Consider the following 19362-nt stretch of genomic DNA (forward strand, 5'->3'; position numbering starts at 1 on the left):
TCCCGAACGGCGTCTTCCCGAACGGCGTCTTCCCGAACGGCGGCCTCCAGCGCGGCGGCCTCCTGGGCGGCCGGATCGGGAGCCGGCTCCTCGGCGGCGTCCAGCACGGGCTCGGGCTCCGGCTCCGGCCTGGGAGCGTCGTCGGAGACCGGCTGCGCGTCGGCGTCCACGACCCGCTCGGCCGCCTCATCCTCGTGCGGTGTTTCGGGCGCGTATGGCGCTTCGGCCGCGTGCGATGCGGCCGCGTGCGATGCGGCCTCGTGCGGTGCAGGCTCGTGTGGTGCTTCGGCCTCGCGGGGGTCGTGGCGTTGGTCGGCGGTGAGCGCGACCTCGGACGCAGGCTCGACGTCCGCGACATCCGCGAGTTCGGCTGCCTGCTCCTCGGCAACCGGTTGCTCGGCGGCGTGCTCCTCGGCCGCGAACTCCGGGGCGGCGTGCTCCGGGAGGGCGTGCCGCTCGTCGGAGTCGCGGTCCTCGACGCCCTCAGCGGCGTGCTGCGCCGCGACCGGCTCGGAGACCGCCTCTTCGGCCCGCTCCTCGCGCTCCGACGCCGCAGCGGCCGACTCAGCCGCGTCGGCGACGTACGAGTGCTCAGGTTCGTGCGCGACGACAGGCTCGTGCGCGACGGCAGCGTGCTCGGCGGGCTCGTGCGCGACGGCAGCGTGCTCGGCGGGCTCGGAAACGACGGCCACGGGGGCCGGAGCCGCTTCCCGGGGACCGGGTGCGGCCTCTTCGCCGTGCGGGTGCGCGATGCGTACCAAAACAGCCGAGAACAGCGTGTTCAGCACCGGCCGAGCCTGGATGAAGGGCTGGTCGACCAGCTCCCTGCTGGTCAGCGCGAGCAGCCCGGCCCAGGAGCCGGCCCGGTCGAGGGCGATCGCCACCGCGGGCTCGTCGGCCTCCTCGGGATCGAGCACGTGCAACGCGGGCAGGACGTCGCCGATCGCCGCCGCGGGCCAGTGCTCCAGGGCGATCTCGGTGAGCAGCTCGCCCAGCGGCTCGGGGCCGATCGCGGCCAGGACGCTCGGCATGGGCAGGCTGCGCCACCACGCGTCCGGCAGGTCCGGCTGCCCGGTGAGTAGCGTGATCGTGGACGCGTCGCTCCACCTCAACGGTGGTACGAGGTCGCTCAGGCAGAAATTCATCCCGTTCCGTTCACCAGCCCCTCACGCCGCCGCAGCGGTGCAGCCATAATCACGCCGCCCACGGAACAGACCATAGTCCGGCAAATCAGCCCTACGCATCATGCACGACGCATCAACGTCGAACAGCGGCAAAGCGTAGACGCACGTAGTCGGCCATCCAGCCAGTCTCCCTGCGAAGTGCGGGCGCGGCCAGTTCGTTCACACGACGGAGCAGGGGCTCCACGATGTCGGGGGGAAGCCCTTCGAGCACCGATGCGGCGAACATGCGCACCCAGTCGGCGGCCCCGCCAGGACACTCGTCCAGGGGAGTGGGCCGGTCGAAGTACTCCAGCAACCTGACCACGAACCCCTCCTGCTCGAGGCGGCGGGCGTACTCGGCAGGCGTGGGAAAGTACCACGGGAGCTCGGGTTCGCGCAGGCCGTATTCGCGCCAGGCGGTCAGCATCGCCGCGGTCAGCTCCGCGCAGTTGCCCGCCCCGCCCATCTCCGCGACGAAGCGCCCGCCGGGCTTGAGAGCCTCGCGGACGCTGGCGATCACGGCGGCGGGTTCGCGGCTCATCCAGTGCAGCGCCGCGTTGGAGAAGACCGCGTCGTACGGGTTGACGACCGTGAAGTCGTGCCCGTCACCGACGATGAAGTTGATGCCGGGATACTGCGCGATCGCCTTCTCGATCATCGCGGCCGAGCCGTCGATGCCGAGCACCTCCGCGCCCCTGAAGGCGATCTGCCCGGTCAGCACCCCTGTGCCGCACCCGAGGTCGAGCACCCGCTCGCCGGGCCGCGGGTCGAGCAGGTCGACCAGCGGGGCGCCCTGCGTGGAGACGTAGCCGAAGCTGCTGTCGTAGGCGCGACTGTTCCACCGCTCCACGCTCGGTGTGTCATATCGCAAGACGATCAGCTCTCATTCGGTCAGACATCGGGCCCCCGTGGCCGTGCTGTCCGTTCACTTTAGAGCCTGATTGTCCCTACGACATATCAAGTCACTTCGGACTCATCCCACGCTCTTGGCCCACTCCTTCCTCAGGTATGCCTTCGCGGCGTCTGCCTGCGGAATCGTCATCAGCACGGGCGGTCCGGGCGCCTTGGGCAATTTCGCGGCCTGCTCGGTGTCGAGGGTGCCCTTCATGAGCATCGCCTCGCCGCGCGCGGGCCTGGCGAAGCCCTTCTGGAGCAGGTTCTGGCCCTCGTCGGAGTACAGGAACTCCTGCCACAGCCGGGCGGCGGCCGGGTGCGGGGCCGCCTTGCTGATCGCCTGCACGTGGTAGCCGCCGAGCGCGGCGTCGCGCGGGATCGTCACCTTCCAGGAGTCGGGGTGGGCCGCACCGCGGGCCGCGTTGAGGTGGTCCCAGGCCACGATCACGTTGGCCTTGGCCGGTTCGGTCAGCCGCCCGGCCTGCTTGAGCTTGCCGAACAGCGTCACGCCCTGCTCGGGCTGCGGCGCGCCCGCGCGCATGGAGGCCGCCATGACGCCGTCGAACGCCGCCGCCGAGCGCAGCGGGTCACCGTCCAGCGCCACCCGGTAGCCGGGCTTGAGCAGGTCGGCGAAGGAGGCCGGCGGCTTGACCGCGCGCGGGTCGTACCCGATGGACATGTAGCCGCCGTAGAGGGCGTACCAGCCGCCGGACGGGTCCTTGACGTGGTCGGGCAGGTCGTTCCAGCCCTGCACCTTGTACGGCGCGAACCGGTCGGCCCCGGCCACCGCCACGTCCATGGTCAGGTCGAACACGTCGGGCTTGAGGCGCGGGGCGATGTCGAGCTCCCGCCCGCTGCTCGCGCCGGGCTCCAGCTGGTTGACCTTGAGGTCGTACTTGTCGGCGAAGGCGTCGATGATCTCGCCGTAGTTGACCCAGTCGCGGGGCAGCCCGATCACGTTGAGCTCACCCTCGTGCCTGGCGGTCTCGGCCAGGCGGTCGATGCTGCCGAAGCCGGCCTTCATCGAGCCGGCCTGGGCGTTGATCGGCGGCAGGTCCTTGGTCTCCGTGGTGCCGGAGTCGGTGGACGACGCGCCGCATCCGGCGCTGGCGAGGATGGCTGCTGCGGCGGCGCAGGTACGTACAGTCACCCGACAAATACTTACCGCTGTATTCGCCCAGGTCGAGGAGGCGCGGCCGGAACGACCTTGGCGGCCACGAGTGTCTCTTCTGGGATCTCCACCACCGTGCCGTCCCTTTTGCGAACTTGGAGCACTCCGTCCGCCCACGACACGAGGATGCCGACCGCGTCGCGGAATCCACCGGGGACGCGCCTCCGCGTGGTGATTCGTGCGCCTATATCCTGGCTAGTAATCGCGATGACGAGGCGTCCGGCCACGAGTTTGCCACCCTCCGTTTCGGCCAGCTGGCAAGCACGGCAATACTAGGGCGTAGCAAACCGCGGTCAGATTCATGCCATGGTGCGGAGAAGAAGGAGCTCGAGGTGACCTACGTCATCGCGCAGCCTTGCGTGGACGTCCTGGACAAGGCGTGCATCGAGGAGTGCCCCGTCGATTGCATCTACGAGGGCGAGCGCATGCTTTACATCCACCCCGACGAGTGTGTGGACTGCGGCGCGTGCGAGCCTGTGTGCCCCGTCGAGGCGATTTTCTATGAGGATGACCTTCCCGAGCAGTGGAAGGACTTCTACAAGGCGAACGTGGACTTCTTCGAAGACCTCGGCTCGCCCGGTGGCGCCTCGAAGGTCGGCAAGATCGACAAGGACCACCCGGTGGTGTCCGCCCTGCCTCCGCAGGGCGAGGACCACTGAGCCGGTCACGCTGACGCCCGTGTACGGGGGCATCCGGGCGGATGCGCCCCGTTCGCGTGGCGTGCCCACGCGCCCCGGTACGGCAATGCGACACCCTGGAGAATCGTGAACAAACTGCCAGACTTCCCCTGGGATCGGCTGGAGCCGTACAAGGAGCGGGCGCTGGCGCATCCCGACGGGATCGTGGACCTGTCGATCGGCACACCGGTCGACCCCGTGCCGCAGATCGTCCAGAACGCCCTGGCCCAGGCGGCCAACAGCCCCGGCTACCCCTTCACGCACGGCACCAAGGCGCTGCGTGAGGCCGCCGCCGGATGGCTGGGCCGCAGGCACGGCGTCACGGTCGATCAGCAGGACGTGCTCCCGCTGATCGGCTCCAAGGAGTTCGTCGCCTGGTTGCCCACCTACCTGGGCGCCAAGCGGGTGGTCTTCCCCGAGCTGGCCTACCCCACCTACGACGTGGGCGCCCGGCTGGCGGGTGCGCACGGCACCGCCTCCGACAGCACGCTCGCGCTCGGTCCCGAACCCGTGGACCTCATCTGGGTCAACTCCCCAGGCAACCCCACAGGGCGCGTGCTGCCGGCCGAGCACCTGCGCAAGGTCGTGGCCTGGGCGCGCGAGCGCGGCGCGGTCGTGGCCTCCGACGAGTGCTACATCGAGCTGGGCTGGGAAGAGCGGCCGGTCTCGATCCTGTATCCCGACGTGTGCGGCGGCTCCCACGAGGGGCTGCTCGCCGTCCACTCGCTCTCCAAGCGCTCCAACCTGGCCGGTTACCGGGCCGGGTTCGTGACGGGCGACCCCGTCCTGGTCAAGCGGCTGCTGGAGACGCGCAAGCACGCGGGCATGCTCATGCCCCAGCCCGTACAGGCGGCGATGGCGGTGGCCTTCGCCGACGACGGGCACGCTGAGCAACAGCGCGAGCTGTACGCGGCCCGCCGCGCCCTGCTGCGCCCCGCCCTGGAGAAGGCCGGGTGGAGCATCGACCACTCGACGGCCGGTCTCTACCTCTGGGCGACGAACGGGCAGAGTGCCTGGGATCAAGTGGGCAAGCTCTCCGAAAACGGCATTTTGGTCGCGCCCGGTGAGTTCTACGGATCGGCAGGTGGACGGCACATCCGCATCGCCGTCACCGCCACTGACGAACGGATCGGTGCGGCGGTGCGCCGCCTCCAGTAGGATCGCCCGTCATAAGCCCCCAGAACGGGCTTGCACCCATACTTTTAACAGGCTTACGCCGATGCAGACCGCGAGTGGAGCGAGCTGATCGATGAGCGTGACCTCCATGGTCGTACTCGGGCTGAGCATCGCCACCGTCCTGCTGCTGCTCGGGGCCTTTTGGGCCACGCTGCGGCAGGACAGGAAGGGCCGCGACAGCGCGCCGCCCGCCGAGGTCGCCGCGATCGAGCCCCCGCTGGCGGCGCCGGTGAGCGTCCATGCGCATGCCGGCGCCGACTACACCGACCCCCGCACGATCCGGGTCGGCGATCGGATCGAGGTGCACGGGTCGCCCGCGCGCGTGCTCGGCGCCATGCACATCTCCTGGCAGGGGCAGCAGTGGGTGGAGTACCTGCTGCGTGACGCCAACCGGCGGCTGCAGTGGCTGTCGGTCGAGGTGCGCGCGGGGGAGCCGCCGCACCTGGAGGTGCAGCTCTGGACGGACGTGCCCACGGAGGGCATGGTCCCGGCCAAGAGCATGCTGATCATGGAGGGCATGGAGTTCTTCCCGATCGACCGGGGCACGGTCGCCTTCAGGAGCGAGGGCGACACGGGCAACCCGGACAGGGGACTGCTGGACTTCGCCGACTACCGGGCCGCCGACGGGCGGCTGCTGTCCTTTGAACGCATCCAGGGCCGCTCCTGGACCGCCAGCTACGCCCAGCCCCTCCCGCCCGGCTCCATCGCGATCGTCCGGCGCGCGTCTTAGGACAGCTCCACCCGCTTGGACCCCGCCTGGCCGCCCTGCTGCCAGCCCTCGACCTCGAAGCCGTTGGACCAGGTGGCCCCCTGGTAGCCGACGCGGGTCAGCGCGTACTTCTCGGCGTGGGCCACCGACCAGGCCGCCACCAGCCAGCCGCGTCGCTTGGTGACGATCGCCGTGCTGCCCAGCGCCCTGGTGAGCTGTTTGCGCGCCTCGGCGGTCTTCGGGCGCGGTGCGGGGGTCTTGCCGGAGGAGGGATACCAGCAGTGCAGGGCCTGCGGGACGCGGCCGGTGAAGGCGGCGGCGAGGATCTTCGCGTCCGTCTCGTGCGGGGCGTAGGCGTACCCGCCCGCCGAGCGCTGTACCTCCTGCGCAGCCTCCGCCAGCGGGATCTTCCGGTAGTTGTCGACCTCTTCCAGCGCCTTGAAGAACCTGTTGGTGGCGTAGACGGGGTCCATGATCTGCTTCTTGGTGCCCCAGCCCTGCGACTCGCGCTGCTGGAACACCCCGACCGAGTCACGGTCGCCGAAGTCGATGTTCTGCAGCTTCGACTCCTGCAGCGCCGTCGCGTACGCGATCACCACGGCCCGCTCGGGCAGCTTGCGCCGCGCCGCGACCGCCGCGATGGTCGCCGAGATCTGGGCCTGCTCGGGGAAGAGGTTGAGCACGCCGTCGTCGGTCTTGACGGTGCAGTACGCCTCCGGCACGGCCAAGGGTTTGGCCTTTTTCAGCAACTGGTACAGAACCGCGGATATGCCAATGGCGAGCACGACGACGATGATCGCGATAGTGATGACTCCACGGGAGAAGCGCAGGCGCACGCTGAAAAACTACCCTTCCGGATAAGCTCCGTGGCCATGAGTCACGTGAGCACCTCGTCACCGTTGCCCTCGGTGGTGGACGAGCTCTGGGAGCGCCGGGCGGAGTTGTCGCCCTCGGACGTCGAGGCGCGCCACCGGGTGGTCGGCGCGGTGGACCTGCTCGACCAGGGCAAAGCCCGGGTCGCCAGGCTCGTCGGCGACGAGATCGTGGTGGACGAGCGGGCCAGGCGGGCCATCCTCCTCAGCTTCAAGGTGCTCGGCATGGCTCGCTCACAGGTGGGAGATTTCCAGCACAACGACAGGATCCCGCTGAAGAGCTCGTTCGACGGCGTGCGGGTGGTGCCGGGGGCGATCGCGCGCTGGGGCTCCTACCTGGCGCCCGGCGTGGTGCTGATGCCGTCGTTCACGAACATCGGCGCGTACGTGGACGCCGGCACGATGCTCGACACCTGGGCCACGGTCGGCTCCTGCGCCCAGATCGGCAGGAACGTGCACCTGTCGGGCGGGGTGGGCATCGGCGGCGTGCTGGAGCCGCCCGGCGCGGTGCCGGTCGTGGTCGAGGACGACGTGCTGATCGGCAGCCGGGCGATGATCGTGGAGGGCGCGAGGGTGGGCCGGGGCGCGGTCGTCGGCGCCGGGACCATACTCTCCGGATCGATCCCGGTGATCGACACCGAGACCGGCGAGGAGCTGGGCCGGGGCAGGATCCCCGCATGGTGCGTGGCCGTGAGCGGCACGCGGCAGAGACAATTCCCCGGCGGCACGTTCGGACTGCCGTGCGTGCTGGTGATCAAGAGGCTGGAGCCGGGGCTGAGACACGACAAGGCGGCGCTCAACGAGGTGCTGCGCGAACACGGAGTTAATACCTGATGCTTGACCTGACCCAGGACGTACGCGACCTGACCGCCGCGATCGTGGACATCGAGTCGGTGAGCGGCGCGGAGAAGCCGCTGGCCGACGAGGTCGAGCGGGCGTTGTCGGCGCTGCCGCACCTCACGGTGACCAGGTCGGGGGAGACGGTCGTCGCCCGTACCGAGCAGGGGCACTCCGAGCGCGTGCTGATCGCCGGGCACCTGGACACCGTCCCCGTCGCCGGCAACCTGCCCAGCCGGGTGGAGGGCGACCTGCTCTACGGCTGCGGCACCTCCGACATGAAGGCCGGCGTGGCCGTCGCGCTCAAGCTGGCGGCCACCGTGCCCGCGCCCGCCAGGGACGTCACCTACGTCTTCTACGACTGCGAGGAGATCGAGGCCGAGCGCAACGGCCTGACCAGGGTCGCCAGGGACCACGCCGACTGGCTGGCGGCCGACTTCGCGGTGCTGATGGAGCCCACCGACGGCGTGATCGAGGGCGGCTGCCAGGGCACCCTGCGCGCCGAGGTCACGGTGCCGGGCAAGCGGGCGCACAGCGCCAGGTCGTGGTTCGGGGTCAACGCCATCCACGGCATCGAGCCGGTGCTGGCCAGGCTGAACGCCTACGAGGCGCGGCGGCCGGTGGTGGACGGGCTGGAGTACCACGAGGGGCTCAACGCGGTCGGCGTCAGCGGCGGGGTGGCCGGCAACGTCATCCCCGACCTGTGCGTGGTGACCGTCAACTACCGCTTCGCGCCCGACCTGTCGATCGAGAGCGCCCAGGACCACGTGCGCGAGGTGTTCGACGGCTTCGCGGTGAGCTTCGTGGACGCCGCCCCCGCGGCCCGCCCGGGGCTGACGCATCCGGTGGCGGCGGCCTTCACCGCGGCCGTCGGCGGCACCCCGCGTGCCAAGCTGGGCTGGACGGACGTCGCCCGCTTCTCCGCGCTGGGCGTCCCCGCCGTCAACTACGGCCCGGGGGATCCGAACCTGGCGCACCAGCAGGGGGAGTACGTGTCGCTGTCGAAGATCGTCGAGAGCGAGCGGGCGATGCTCGACTGGCTGCACATATGAAAGTGGCCTTCCTCGCCGGCCATTTGGCGGGGAAGACCACTTTCAGTCCCGAGCAGCACCCTCATGCGGTTAGACGCGGGTGGGTCGAAATTCGGTTCCACGCTTCTTTCAAGATTTTTTAGAGAGCTGTTCTGCCCGGGTTACCAGGGGTTTCGCCGCAGAAGGCAGTCTGAGTACCCGTACGAAAGCAGTCGCGTGCCGGAGGGGCTAGCGTGAGCCGCATGGAACAGACTCGTCGGGAACGCCGTCAGGGCCAGGCCGTGGTCCGCGGCAACCTCGTCCCCAGCTCCACCCACGACCAGCGGCTGCTGGCCCGCCACCAGGGCCCGTCCGACTGGGTGCACATGGATCCGTGGCGGGTGCTGCGCATCCAGGCCGAGTTCGTGGAGGGCTTCGGACAACTCGCCGAGTTGCCGCCGGCCGTCACCGTCTTCGGCTCGGCACGTACCAAGCCCGACTCGCCCGAGTACGGGATGGGCCGAAAGCTCGGCCGGTCGCTGGCCGAGGCGGGCTACGCCGTGATCACGGGCGGCGGCCCCGGCGTCATGGAGTCGGCCAACAGGGGCGCGCGCGACGTCGAGGGCGCGGTGTCGGTCGGGCTCGGCATCGAGCTGCCGTTCGAGCAGCGCATGAACGACTACGTGGACCTGGGCATAGAGTTCCGCTACTTCTTCGTCCGCAAGACGATGTTCGTCAAGTACTCCTGCGGCTTCATCGCCCTGCCCGGCGGCTTCGGCACGCTGGATGAGCTGTTCGAGGCGCTCACGCTGGTGCAGACGCACAAGGTCACCTCCTTCCCCGTGGTGCTGATGGGCACCGAGTTCTGGGGCGGGCTGCTCGACTGGATCAAGGGGACGCTGCTGAGCACCGGCAAGATCGCGGCCCAGGACCTCGACCTGATCAGCGTCACCGACGACGTGAACGAGGCCGTGCGCATCATCGCCGAAGCCGACCTGGCCCGTTCCAAGCAGCGCGAGGAGGAGCTGGAGGCCGCCGCCGTCCAGACCGCGGAGCCCCAATAGGCTCTCGTGACGTGAACATCTGCGTCTACTGCGCCTCCAGCCTCAACATCGACGACAAGTACATCGAGCTCGCCGCCCGTGTCGGCACCGAACTCGCCAGGAGAGGACACACCCTCGTGAGCGGCGGCGGCTCCATCTCCTGCATGGGCGCCGTCACCTCGGCCGCCCGCGCGGCCGGCGGGCGCACGATCGGGGTGATCCCGCAGGTGCTGGTGGACATGGAGGTCGCCGACACGGAGTCCCACGAGCTGATCGTCACGGCCGACATGCGGGAGCGCAAGGGGATCATGGACGCCCGCTCCGACGCGTTCCTGGTGCTGCCCGGCGGCATCGGCACGCTGGAGGAGCTGTTCGAGATCTGGACGGCGCGGGTGATCGGCATCCACGACCGGCCCCTGGTGCTGCTGGACCCCTTCGGCCTGTACGACCCGCTCAAGAAGCTCATCGACGGCATGTACGAGCAGGGCTTCACCCGCCCCGACGTCTTCGACGCGATCTCCTGGACCTCCTCCATGGAAGAGGCCTTCGACCACCTCGAATCGCGCACGCAGCCGGTCCGGCCGAGCGTCGCCGAACTCGGCGAGGCCACCGGCTGACCTGCGCGGCAGCCGCGCCACCGAGATCACGGACGCACCGCACGCGGCAAGTGCGGGACCTCGTGCCCCGATGGGTGAGTACGATGCCAATGTGCTGGTCATTCTCGCCATCGCCGCCATCGCCATTTTGGCCTGCGTGGTCTTGGTCTCCCTTGGCAGGGGCGGTGAGCTGACCGAGTTCCCGCCCGACGTGCCGCCGCTCGACCTTCCCGAGGCCGGGCAGCTCACGGCTGTCGATTTCATGGCGCTCCAACTGCCGGTCAACCTGGTCGGCTATCACACCCAGAGCGTCGATGAGACCCTGCGCAGGGCCGCCACCGCGATCAGCGCGCGCGACACCCGGATCGCGGTGCTGGAGCAGCGCGTCTCCGAGTTGTTGTCGAGCCGGTTGCACGCGCGGCAGGAGATCTACGCCGCGCCCGGGGCGGGGCCGCGTACCGAGCACGAGCCCGAGGCGCCGGCCGTGCCCCGCGAGCTGCCCGAGTCGGGCGACCCGGTGTCGGCCAGCGGCGCCACGGTGGCCTGGGACGGCGGCGCGCAACTGCGGCACCTGCCCGAGGAGCCGGAGTGGCGGGTGCCCGAGCCCGACGGGCAGGCGGAGGCGCCCGAGAGCGAGCCCGCCGCCGAGGCGAAGCCGGAAGACGAGCCCGCCGCCGAGGCAAAATCGAATGAACAGCCCGCCGCCGACGTGAAGGCGGACGAAGAGCCCGCCACCGAGGCCAAGGCGGACGAAGAGCCTGTCGCCGATGTGAAGGTGGACGAAGAGCCTGTCGCTGAGGCGAAGGTGGACGAAGAGCTGGAAGCCAAGCCGGGGGAGGGCGCGCCGGACGGCGAGGAGCCCGTGCGGGCGGCCGTCGCCAAGGACGGTGACGAGCGATCGTGAGTGAGCCGATCCGCTGCTTCTGGCCCGGCATCGCCGACCCGATGTACCTCGCCTACCACGACGAGGAGTGGGGCACCCCGGTCGAGGGCGACGACGCGGTCTTCGAGCGGGTGTCGCTGGAGGCGTTCCAGTCGGGCCTGTCCTGGCTGACGATCCTGCGCAAGCGGGAGAACTTCCGCGCCGCCTTCGACCGCTTCTCCATCGTCAAGGTGGCCGGCTACACCGAGCAGGACGTCGAACGCCTGCTCGGCGACGCGGGCATCATCCGCAACCGGGCCAAGATCGAGGCCGCCGTCAGCAACGCCAGGGCCGCCCTCGACCTGCCGGGCGGCCTGTCGGAGCTGGTGTGGCGGCACGCCGACCCCGGCTCACCCGTGCCCAGGACGATGGCCGACGTGCCCGCCGTCACCCCCGGCTCCAAGGCGCTGGCCAAGGAGCTGAAGAAGCACGGGTTCAAGTTCGTCGGCCCGACCACGGCCTACGCGCTCATGCAGGCGATCGGGCTGGTCAACGATCATATTGAAGGCTGCGTGGCCCGTGCGCGCTCAGCTCCACGCTGTGTGAGCGCCCCAGCGAGCCGCCGACCGCGACGGTGACGACCGGCTTCTTGCCCGTCCGCACCTTGACCGTGTCGTCGGCCCGGACCACCCAGCGCGCCGCGCGGTCGAGCGTGAGCGTCACGACGTCCACGGTCCTGCTCGGGTCGGCCACGGCCAGCAGGAGCCGTTCGCTGGCCCTGCGCAGCATCACCACGCACGGCGCGTCCGCCTGCACGATCCCGGCCTCGCCCGGCGCCCAGAACGTGGCCCCGAACAGCGCCCGCGTCTCTATGGCCTGCAGGCGGCCGGTGTTGGCCAGCACCCGGACGGGCCTGTTGCCGCGGAAGGAGCGGGTCCGCTCGCGGGTCGCGTTCGGCAGCAGGACGTAGGAGTAGCCGGCCTCCAGCGGATTGACGCCGTGGTCGAACCAGAACGTCACGTAGCGCCGCGTGACGGGCTCGAACGCGCCCGCGGTGTCGTCTCCGGTGTTGATGTCGCGCCAGCGGCCCGTACGCGTCTCCACGAGCATCCTGGCGCCCTCGAACACGTAACCGCCCGTCCCCGGCAGGTGGGCCCACCCGTCGCCCAGGTGCGGCCGGGCGTCCGTGGCGCGGTTCTCCATCACGGTCTCGATCGCACGGTCGTCGGAACTGCTGATGCCGCTGCCCAGCGCCACCACGGCCGAGTCCAGGAAGAACCACGACTTGTGCGCCCGCAGGCTCACCCCGTCACCGGCCAGCTCCATGGCGGTGACGCCGTAGCGGTCCTCCAGCACCACCCCGCCCGCCCACGCGTTGGCCGGGCGGTAGGCGCGGAAGTCGAGGTCCGCGCGCTCGCGCGGGTCCACCGTGGTCCCCGGCAGCCGGTACGGGTCCACCGTCGGCCAGAAGTCGTGCCCGTAGTGGCCCTGGTCGCCGGTGTAGATGTAGGTCATGCCGTCGCCGGTGTACCAGCCGTGCCTGTTCTCCCCGTTGATCGCCTCGTAGGCGGCGATCCGCTGTGAGGACATGCTGATCGCGACCGCCCAGCCGGGCCGCCGGTGCACCACGCGTTCCATCGAGGGGAACACGAAGTGCCCGTCGGTCGCCGGCGCGGCCTCGACGCTCTTGTCGTCCAGCACCGCGATCGCCCGCCGGGTCTCCGGCACGTCCGCGTGCCGCAGGTAGGGACGGACCTTGCCGCGCTCGATCCACCCCTTGGCCAGCTCCCTGAACCGGCCGCGGTACGGCTCGGGCGCGCTCTGCGCCAGCAGCAGCACCGCCCCGATCGCCCCGTGCCCGGCCACGCTGTCGGAGAAGGCCTGCCTGCTGGCCGCCCGCCCCCTGACGGTGTCCATGAGCAGCCCGTCGTGGATGAACGGCGCGAAGGAACGCTCCACCGCGTCCAGCACGACCTGCCGCCCGGGATCGGTGACCTGCCAGGGCGACCCGTGCAGCAGCGCCACGGTCTCGGAGACCGCGATGAGCAGGGAAAGCCCGTAGGAGCCCGTGTAGGCGACGTCGCCGTGCTGGATGAAGGAGCCGTCGGGGTAGAAGCCGTCGCCGGAGCCCGCGTAGGCGAAGACGCTGTGCCGCCCGCCGTCCCGTACGTCGGAGAGCCCGTCGCGCGCCTGCGCCAGCTTGTCCGCGCTGCGCCCCGCCACGCCGCGGAAGGCGACGATGGAGGCCTTGTCGGCCCGGTTGGAGCCGCTCTCGCTGGCCTCGGGGTATCCGGCGCGGCGGTCGGCGTCGGGGCAGAACCGGTCGATGGCCCGCAGGTACGCCGCCAGCCTGTCCTCGTCGAGCCGGTCGCCGAGCAGCACGCACACCCGGGCGAGCTGGGCGGGCGTGCCGATCTCCCAGAACCACCAGTTGCCCGTCTCCGGCAGCCCTTCGTTGTAGTGCCGCTCGTGGAGCAGGTCGAGCGCCCGGACCACCTTCTCCGCCACGGCGTCGTCGCCGTGCTGGGCGGTGCCGGGGGTGGCCCAGGCGGTGGCGATCACGCGCAGCCTGCCGTAGCTGCCCGTCACGTTCCCCGGCCGGCCTTCCAGCGGCAGGTCCGGCCAGATCAGGCCGGGCACCATCTGCGCCAGCCAGCCGGCGGCCTGCTCGCCCAGCGCGGACAGCGGCCGGTGGTAGGAGGGGTCGGAGGAGTCGAACGCGCCGCCCGTGAGCAGGGTCATGGCGGTCGTGCGGAGGGGCTCGAAGTCCTGCGGGGCAGGCGGCTTCGAGGCGTCGTCGGGGCGCATGGCGCTAGCTTTACCTATGCGAGCGTGATTGATCAGTTACTCAGCGTTGAATGTCGGGACTTCTTTCGCTAGGAACGCTCGCGTGGCGTTGCCGTGATCCACGGTTGCGACGCACATGTCCTGGATGTCGGCCTCCATGGCCAGCGTGTCGGGCAGTGCGTGCGTGGCGGCGTAGGCCAGCGCCCGCTTGGTGGCGGCATAGGCCAGGGTGGGGCCGCTCGCGAGACGTACGGCCAGCTCATTGGCGGTCTTGAGCACGTCGTCCGCCGGGACCACGCGGGTGACCAGGCCCAGCTCCAGCGCGCGGGCCGCGTCGAGCGGCTCACCGAGCAACATCATCTCGGCGGCGCGGCCCCGGCCGACCAGGCGCTGCAGCGTCCACGACGCGCCCGAATCGGGCGCCAGGCCGATGCCGGCGAAGGCCATCGCGAACTTGGCCCGATCGGAGGCCACCCGCAGGTCGCAGGCGAAGGCCAGGGACGCACCCGCGCCCACCGCCACGCCGTTGACCGCGGCCACCACCGGCTTGGCCATGGTGGTGATCAGCTCCACGATCGGGTTGTAGTGCTCGCGCAGGGTGTTGGCCAGGCCGCGGCCCTCCTCCAGGTTGCCGGCGTGCTCACGCAGGTCCTGGCCCGCGCAGAAGGCCCGGCCCGAGCCCGTGAGCAGGACGGCCCTGACCGCGCGGTCGCCGGCCGCCCGGCGCAGCGCGTAGAGCAGGGCCAGTTTGACCTCGACGGTCAGCGAGTTCATCGCGTCGGGGCGGTCGAGGGTGATGGTGGCGACGGCGTCGGCCACGTCATAGCGGATCAAGTCACAACTCCCTGTCCACGTCGTAGCGGATCAAGTCACAACTCCCTGTCGACGAACGCGGCGGCCGCGGGCAGCAGCCTGGTGGCCTCCTGCTCGAAGTAGGCCCTGGCCTTCTCCCCGGGCCAACCGGCGGGCAGCAGCTCGGACGGCAGGCCAGGGTCGCGGAACAGGAAGTTGCGCCAGCCGTGCACGAGCCGGCTCCGCGTGGCGAACACCTGGTCGGGCGGGGCCGCCTCGGGCAGCGTGCTGATCAGCGTGACAGCCTCGGCGTGCCAGTGCTCGTACGCCTCGCCGATGGCGGTCAGATCCCAGGCCCTGGCGACCAGCTCGCGCGGATCGCCCTCCAGCGCCGCGTCGAACCTGTCGGCCCGCACCCCCTCACCGTCGAGCAGGTTGTCCAGCTCGATCGAGGAACGCGGCCCGATCCAGGTCGTCTCCGACAACGACGCGTAGCCCAGGAACGTCAGATCGGCCCGCAGCCGCTCCCTGCGCGGCCGCTCCTTGACCGGCTCGAAGACGATCAGATGCCAGCGGCCATGCCAGGTCAGAGTCCCAGCTCGGTAAATTCTCAGCGCGGCCTCATCCAGCCGCCTGACACACTTCGGCGTCAGCCCGTAGCCCGCTCCGTGGGGCAGTCTCAGCGGGCGCAGCCACCCCTGACGCACCATGCGCGAAACCGCCGTACGGACCGCGGGAGCGGCGATTTCCAGGGGTTTCATCAGCCGCACGAGTGCGGCGACGGACGCCTGGCCACCGCGCGAGCGCAGATGGTCCCCATAGAGGTCGAACAGAGCGGCGCGAGCGTGCACGAAGTCCAGTTTGGACGTCATCGCACGCCTCGACAACGCATTCTGGGAGGAGATCGTTACCCATGAGGGCTCTCGATGCGGGAGAATAGGACATCACAGAAGACGTGAATGCGCCGACCACCCCTTTCGGGGGTCGGTAATCGCGGGCCGCGGGAGCCCAAGGCAGGAAGGGATGCACGCATGGCGGCGATGAAGCCGCGGACCGGCGATGGTCCGCTCGAGGTCACCAAGGAAGGGCGCGGCATTGTCATGCGGGTCCCCCTGGAGGGTGGCGGCCGGCTCGTCGTGGAGATCTCCGCCGACGAGGCAAAGGCGCTCGGCGAGGCGTTGAAGAACGTCGTCGGCTGAGCGCTCCCGACAGACAACTTGATTTACGACCCTGGCGTGGTCCGGCGCCAGGGTCGCTGACGTTTGAGGAGAAGGTCCGTGCCCATTGAGACCACTGCGACGGTGGTCGCCGAGGTTCCCGACGACGCCGAACTGCTGGCGGTCCCGTACGACTCCGGCCTCAGCCCCGCGGTCGAGCTGCATCTTCCCGTGTCCGGCCTGCTGGCCCACTACGACGCCAAGGGCGAGGCGGGGGAGATCGTCGAGGTTCCGGTGGCGCGGCCGGGCGGTGTGGGACGGGTCCTGCTGTACGGGGTCGGCGACGCCTCGCCGCGCGCCCTGCGCACCGCCGCCGCCGCGCTGACCAGGAAGGCCAAGGGCAAGGACACGCTGACCGTGGTGACGCCCGGCGGCGACGTGGCCGTGTTCGTGGAGGCGGCGCTGCTGGCCGCGTACACGTACAGGATCGGTGTCAGCGGACGGAAGCCGGTGCGCCGGCTGGTGCTCGCCGGGGCGGACGAGGAGCCGGTGCGGCGCGCGCGGACCGTGGCGGAGGCGGTGGCGCTGGCCCGCGACCTGGCCAACACCCCGGCCTCCGTCAAGGACCCCGCCTGGCTCGCCGAGCGGGCCGCCGAGGCCGGCGTGCCGGTCGAGGTCTGGGACGAGGAGCGGCTGCGGGCCGACGGGTTCGGCGGCATCCTGGCCGTGGGGCAGGGCTCGGTCAGGCCGCCCAGGTTCATCCAGCTCTCCTACACGCCGGATGAGCCGGCGGCGCGGCACGTGGTGCTGGTGGGCAAGGGCATCACGTTCGACTCGGGCGGGTTGTCGCTCAAGCCGACCGAGAACATGAAGACCCAGAAGACCGACATGGCGGGCGGCGCGGTCGTCATCGCCGTGCTGGGCGCGCTGGCCGCGCTCAAGGCGCCGGTACGCGTCACCGGGCTGGTCGCCGCCGCCGAGAACATGCCCTCCGGCACCGCGCAGCGGCCCAGCGACGTCATCAAGCACTACGGCGGGCGCACGGTCGAGGTGCTCAACACCGACGCCGAGGGGCGGCTGGTGCTGGCCGACGCGCTCGCCTACGCCGACGCCCACCTCGACCCCGACGCGGTCGTGGACATCGCCACCCTCACCGGGGCGATCACGGTGGCGCTCGGCCGCAGCATGGGCGCCGTCTACTCCTCCGACGACGCGCTGGCCGAGCAGCTCGTGACGGCGGGGCAGGCCGCCGACGACCGGCTGTGGCGGATGCCGCTGGTCGAGGACTACGCGGGCGCGCTGGAGTCGCCGATCGCCGATCTGGCCAACGTCGAGTCCGGCTCCAGGTTCGGGGCCGGGTCGATCACGGCGGCGCTGTTCCTGCGCGAGTTCGCGGGCGAGCGGCCGTGGGCGCACCTCGACATCGCCGGGGTCGGGCGCAGCACGGTGGACGAGGGCGTACTGACCAAGGGCGCCACCGGATTCGGCGTGCGTGTGCTCCTGGAGTGGCTCACCAGAAGCTGACCGGTGAGTCGGCTCAGTCGGCGATCTTGATGGCGGCGAGCAGGCCGTCGCCGAGCGGCATGAGCACCGAGCGCAGGCGCTCGTCCGACTGCACCAGCTTGCCCACCTCGCGCAGCGTCACCGTCTCAGGGTCGCGTTGCGCGGGGTCGGCCACGCGGTTGTGCCACAACATGTTGTCGAAGGCCACGATGCCGCCCACCCGCAGCAGGCGTACGGCCTCGGCCAGGTAGTCGACGTACTCGTGCTTCGCGCCGTCGGCGAACACCATGTCATAGCCGCCGTCCGACAACCGCGGCAGCACGTCGAGCGCGCGGCCGGAGATCAGCCGCACCCGGCCGCCGGAGAAACCGGCCTCCGCGAACGCCTGCCTGGCCAGCCGCTGGTGCTCGGGCTCGACGTCGACGCTCGTCAGAGTGCCGTCCGTACGCATGCCGCGCAGCAGCCACAATCCCGAGACCCCGCAGCCCGTGCCGATCTCGACGACCGACTTGGCGTTGACCGCGGTCGCCAGGAAACAAAGGGCCGCGCCGCCGCCGGGAAGGATGGGCACGGCACCCATCTCCAGCCCGCGCTGCCGCGCCGCGTGCAGAGTCTCATCCTCGTGATGGAACTGCTCCGCATAGGCCAGAGTGGCCTCCACCGGAGTGGTCATCGGCCTCCTCCCCCACTTTCGTGCGATTGGTCCACGAGATTGGCACCGATCGCAGCCTATGGGAGACGCGGCATCACGGGAACTCAGGAGGCCCGCAAGGCGTTGCAGGTTTAAACGGGCTTTGCCGGTCCGGAAGGCAGGCAGTGCGCACGAAGGGACGAAACCAGGCACTATGGCGGTAGCGGTGGTCCCAAAGAGAGGAGTTCTGGTGGACGAAAGCGACCACCAGACCGATACTCCCGTGTCGTCTGAATGGACTCCTCCGACGTGGGAGGAGGTCGTGCGGACACACTCCGCGCGCGTGTATCGGCTGGCGTACCGGCTGACCGGCAATGTCCACGATGCCGAGGACCTCACCCAGGAGGTCTTCGTCCGGGTTTTCAGGTCGCTGTCGAGCTACACCCCCGGCACGTTCGAGGGGTGGCTGCACCGGATCACGACGAACCTGTTCCTCGACATGGCGCGGCGCAAGCAGCGCATCAGGTTCGAGGGGCTGGCCGACGACGCCGCCGAGCGGCTGCGCGGTCGTGAGCCCTCTCCGGCGCAGGCGTTCGACGACGCTCATCTGGAGCCCGACATCCAGGCCGCCCTCGACGCGCTCGCCCCCGAGTTCCGGGCCGCGATCGTGCTGTGTGACATCGAGGGCCTGTCTTACGAGGAGATCGCGGCCACGCTCGGCGTCAAGCTGGGTACGGTCCGAAGCCGTATTCACCGTGGCCGGGCGCAGTTGCGGGAGGCGCTCGACCATCGGGCCCCCCGTAATTCTCAACTCCCCCCGACCGTGATCCGTGGGGAGGAAGTCTGACATGGCCCATCTTGGAGAACGCGTTTCGGCGCTGGTCGACGGTGAGCTCAACCACACAGAGCGCGAACGTGCGCTGGCTCATCTGACATTCTGCGCTGACTGCCGGCGCGAGGTGGAGTCGGTGCGGGCGCTGAAGACGCGCCTGCGCTCGCTCGACACCCCCGGCATGCCGGCCGACCTGACCATGTCCCTGCTCCGGATGGCGGAGCCGGGCGGGCCGCTGCCGCCGAGGGAGCGCCCTTTCCCCCACCGTACGTTCGGGGGCGTGCCCATTCCTGGGCCCCACACCATCGCCCCCCTGGACAACCGCCCGCGCAGGGACGCGGCCGGTGGGGCGTCGGGCCCTGGCCGCGGGGGTAGGCGGCGCACGACGTACGTGGCGGTCGGGATGGTCTCCGCGGCCGTGGCGATCGGCACCTTCTTCGCGGCCTCCGGCGTGGGGCAGAACAATCCGGCTCCGCCGGTTGAACTGTTCCAGCAGCAGGCTCGTACTACGCCTACGAACGCTCCATCGTCCGCCACACCTTGACCTTCCGGTCATGCCGGGGGAAAACGGTTGGCGTAGTCGGCGGCAGGCGGGGCATACGATCTGGGTTCGGGAATTGTCATAGGCAAGTCCTGACAAAAGCTTTATA

General features: G+C 70.3%; 21 protein-coding genes. 13 read left to right on the top strand and 8 right to left on the bottom strand.

Annotated features, from left to right (window positions below; translation table 11 throughout):
• The 3 genes from AB0I81_RS56725 to AB0I81_RS56735 all read right to left on the bottom strand — a co-directional run.
• Positions 1–1145, bottom strand: a 1145-nt coding sequence (locus AB0I81_RS56725) for a hypothetical protein (RefSeq protein ID WP_360677414.1), incomplete at its 3' end; no start/stop codon positions are given.
• Positions 1146–1257: 112 nt separating this feature from the next.
• The gene (locus AB0I81_RS56730) at positions 1258–2034 is read right to left on the bottom strand and encodes a methyltransferase domain-containing protein (protein WP_360677416.1); all 777 of its coding nucleotides are present in this window, start codon (positions 2032–2034) and stop codon (positions 1258–1260) included.
• A gap of 102 nt (positions 2035–2136) precedes the next feature.
• Positions 2137–3207 (bottom strand): ABC transporter substrate-binding protein, encoded by a 1071-nt coding sequence (locus tag AB0I81_RS56735; RefSeq protein WP_360677418.1) that lies wholly within the window; start codon positions 3205–3207, stop codon positions 2137–2139.
• Between the two features lie 353 nt (positions 3208–3560).
• Here AB0I81_RS56735 and fdxA point away from each other — a divergent pair, with 353 nt between their 5' ends.
• The 3 genes from fdxA (at position 3561) to AB0I81_RS56750 (ending at position 5811) form a co-directional block, all read left to right on the top strand.
• Positions 3561–3887, top strand: coding sequence for a ferredoxin (gene fdxA / locus AB0I81_RS56740; protein WP_237101595.1), 327 nt, complete (start codon positions 3561–3563; stop codon positions 3885–3887).
• A gap of 105 nt (positions 3888–3992) precedes the next feature.
• On the top strand, positions 3993–5063 hold the full coding sequence (gene dapC / locus AB0I81_RS56745; protein ID WP_360677421.1) for a succinyldiaminopimelate transaminase: 1071 nt from the start codon (positions 3993–3995) through the stop codon (positions 5061–5063).
• A 91-nt stretch (positions 5064–5154) separates the two neighbouring features.
• A complete protein-coding gene (locus tag AB0I81_RS56750; RefSeq protein WP_360677423.1) occupies positions 5155–5811 on the top strand; it encodes a DUF4178 domain-containing protein in 657 nt (218 codons plus the stop codon).
• On the opposite strand, the gene AB0I81_RS56755 is transcribed toward AB0I81_RS56750, so the two are convergent.
• Positions 5808–6626 carry a hypothetical protein gene (locus AB0I81_RS56755; RefSeq protein WP_360677425.1) on the bottom strand — a complete coding sequence of 273 codons (819 nt, stop codon included), beginning with the start codon at positions 6624–6626 and terminating at the stop codon, positions 5808–5810. The genes AB0I81_RS56750 and AB0I81_RS56755 overlap by 4 nt on opposite strands.
• Positions 6627–6662: 36 nt before the next feature.
• Here AB0I81_RS56755 and AB0I81_RS56760 point away from each other — a divergent pair, with 36 nt between their 5' ends.
• From AB0I81_RS56760 to AB0I81_RS56785, 6 genes are all read left to right on the top strand, one after another.
• Positions 6663–7496, top strand: coding sequence for a 2,3,4,5-tetrahydropyridine-2,6-dicarboxylate N-succinyltransferase (locus tag AB0I81_RS56760; RefSeq protein WP_360677427.1), 834 nt, complete (start codon positions 6663–6665; stop codon positions 7494–7496).
• Complete coding sequence (gene dapE, locus AB0I81_RS56765; RefSeq protein WP_360677429.1) at positions 7496–8551, top strand: succinyl-diaminopimelate desuccinylase; 1056 nt, start codon at positions 7496–7498, stop codon at positions 8549–8551. Before AB0I81_RS56760 ends, dapE begins: the two co-directional genes overlap by 1 nt.
• A gap of 221 nt (positions 8552–8772) precedes the next feature.
• Positions 8773–9573 (top strand): TIGR00730 family Rossman fold protein, encoded by an 801-nt coding sequence (locus AB0I81_RS56770; protein WP_360677431.1) that lies wholly within the window; start codon positions 8773–8775, stop codon positions 9571–9573.
• 11 nt (positions 9574–9584) lie between these two features.
• On the top strand, positions 9585–10169 hold the full coding sequence (locus tag AB0I81_RS56775) for a TIGR00730 family Rossman fold protein (protein WP_360677433.1): 585 nt from the start codon (positions 9585–9587) through the stop codon (positions 10167–10169).
• 70 nt (positions 10170–10239) lie between these two features.
• On the top strand, positions 10240–11052 hold the full coding sequence (locus AB0I81_RS56780; RefSeq protein WP_360677435.1) for a hypothetical protein: 813 nt from the start codon (positions 10240–10242) through the stop codon (positions 11050–11052).
• Between the two features lie 41 nt (positions 11053–11093).
• Complete coding sequence (locus tag AB0I81_RS56785; protein WP_360677510.1) at positions 11094–11648, top strand: DNA-3-methyladenine glycosylase I; 555 nt, start codon at positions 11094–11096, stop codon at positions 11646–11648.
• On the opposite strand, the gene AB0I81_RS56790 is transcribed toward AB0I81_RS56785, so the two are convergent.
• The 3 genes from AB0I81_RS56790 to AB0I81_RS56800 are packed head-to-tail and all read right to left on the bottom strand — an operon-like array spanning position 11560 to position 15461.
• Positions 11560–13818: a polysaccharide lyase 8 family protein gene (locus tag AB0I81_RS56790; RefSeq protein ID WP_360677437.1), complete on the bottom strand. Its 2259-nt coding sequence runs from the start codon at positions 13816–13818 to the stop codon at positions 11560–11562. The two genes, AB0I81_RS56785 and AB0I81_RS56790, sit on opposite strands and share 89 nt — an antisense overlap.
• Before the next feature lie 36 nt (positions 13819–13854).
• Positions 13855–14631, bottom strand: a complete 777-nt coding sequence (locus AB0I81_RS56795) for an enoyl-CoA hydratase-related protein (RefSeq protein WP_360677439.1) — start codon at positions 14629–14631, stop codon at positions 13855–13857.
• Positions 14632–14666: 35 nt separating this feature from the next.
• Positions 14667–15461 carry a PaaX family transcriptional regulator C-terminal domain-containing protein gene (locus tag AB0I81_RS56800; protein WP_360677441.1) on the bottom strand — a complete coding sequence of 265 codons (795 nt, stop codon included), beginning with the start codon at positions 15459–15461 and terminating at the stop codon, positions 14667–14669.
• A 159-nt stretch (positions 15462–15620) separates the two neighbouring features.
• On the opposite strand from AB0I81_RS56800, the gene AB0I81_RS56805 reads away from it, so the two are divergent.
• Positions 15621–15788, top strand: coding sequence for a DUF3117 domain-containing protein (locus AB0I81_RS56805; RefSeq protein WP_020545024.1), 168 nt, complete (start codon positions 15621–15623; stop codon positions 15786–15788).
• Positions 15789–15866: 78 nt separating this feature from the next.
• Entirely contained in the window at positions 15867–17270 is a 1404-nt protein-coding gene (locus AB0I81_RS56810; protein ID WP_360677444.1) for a leucyl aminopeptidase, read from the top strand.
• A 13-nt stretch (positions 17271–17283) separates the two neighbouring features.
• Here the strand turns inward: AB0I81_RS56810 and AB0I81_RS56815 are convergent, their stop codons facing one another.
• Positions 17284–17922, bottom strand: coding sequence for an O-methyltransferase (locus tag AB0I81_RS56815; RefSeq protein ID WP_360677446.1), 639 nt, complete (start codon positions 17920–17922; stop codon positions 17284–17286).
• Between the two features lie 172 nt (positions 17923–18094).
• Here AB0I81_RS56815 and sigE point away from each other — a divergent pair, with 172 nt between their 5' ends.
• A complete protein-coding gene (gene sigE / locus AB0I81_RS56820) occupies positions 18095–18727 on the top strand; it encodes an RNA polymerase sigma factor SigE (RefSeq protein ID WP_360677448.1) in 633 nt (210 codons plus the stop codon).
• Position 18728: 1 nt separating this feature from the next.
• The gene (locus AB0I81_RS56825; RefSeq protein WP_360677450.1) at positions 18729–19256 is read left to right on the top strand and encodes a zf-HC2 domain-containing protein; all 528 of its coding nucleotides are present in this window, start codon (positions 18729–18731) and stop codon (positions 19254–19256) included.
• The last annotated feature ends 106 nt before the right edge of the window (positions 19257–19362 follow it).

Source organism: Nonomuraea sp. NPDC050404 (assembly GCF_040655495.1).
GTDB lineage: Bacteria > Actinomycetota > Actinomycetes > Streptosporangiales > Streptosporangiaceae > Nonomuraea.

What these genes read in the sequence shown, in the direction of transcription:
- AB0I81_RS56750 (WP_360677423.1), top strand. Translation starts at nt 5,155, where the DNA reads ATGAGCGTGACCTCCATGGTCGTACTCGGGCTGAGCATCGCCACCGTC.
- AB0I81_RS56760 (WP_360677427.1), top strand. Translation starts at nt 6,663, where the DNA reads ATGAGTCACGTGAGCACCTCGTCACCGTTGCCCTCGGTGGTGGACGAG.
- dapE (WP_360677429.1), top strand. Translation starts at nt 7,496, where the DNA reads ATGCTTGACCTGACCCAGGACGTACGCGACCTGACCGCCGCGATCGTG.
- AB0I81_RS56770 (WP_360677431.1), top strand. Translation starts at nt 8,773, where the DNA reads ATGGAACAGACTCGTCGGGAACGCCGTCAGGGCCAGGCCGTGGTCCGC.
- AB0I81_RS56780 (WP_360677435.1), top strand. Translation starts at nt 10,240, where the DNA reads ATGGGTGAGTACGATGCCAATGTGCTGGTCATTCTCGCCATCGCCGCC.
- AB0I81_RS56785 (WP_360677510.1), top strand. Translation starts at nt 11,094, where the DNA reads ATGTACCTCGCCTACCACGACGAGGAGTGGGGCACCCCGGTCGAGGGC.
- AB0I81_RS56790 (WP_360677437.1), bottom strand. Translation starts at nt 13,818, where the DNA reads ATGCGCCCCGACGACGCCTCGAAGCCGCCTGCCCCGCAGGACTTCGAG.
- AB0I81_RS56800 (WP_360677441.1), bottom strand. Translation starts at nt 15,461, where the DNA reads ATGACGTCCAAACTGGACTTCGTGCACGCTCGCGCCGCTCTGTTCGAC.
- AB0I81_RS56805 (WP_020545024.1), top strand. Translation starts at nt 15,621, where the DNA reads ATGGCGGCGATGAAGCCGCGGACCGGCGATGGTCCGCTCGAGGTCACC.
- AB0I81_RS56815 (WP_360677446.1), bottom strand. Translation starts at nt 17,922, where the DNA reads ATGACCACTCCGGTGGAGGCCACTCTGGCCTATGCGGAGCAGTTCCAT.
- sigE (WP_360677448.1), top strand. Translation starts at nt 18,095, where the DNA reads ATGGCGGTAGCGGTGGTCCCAAAGAGAGGAGTTCTGGTGGACGAAAGC.
- AB0I81_RS56825 (WP_360677450.1), top strand. Translation starts at nt 18,729, where the DNA reads ATGGCCCATCTTGGAGAACGCGTTTCGGCGCTGGTCGACGGTGAGCTC.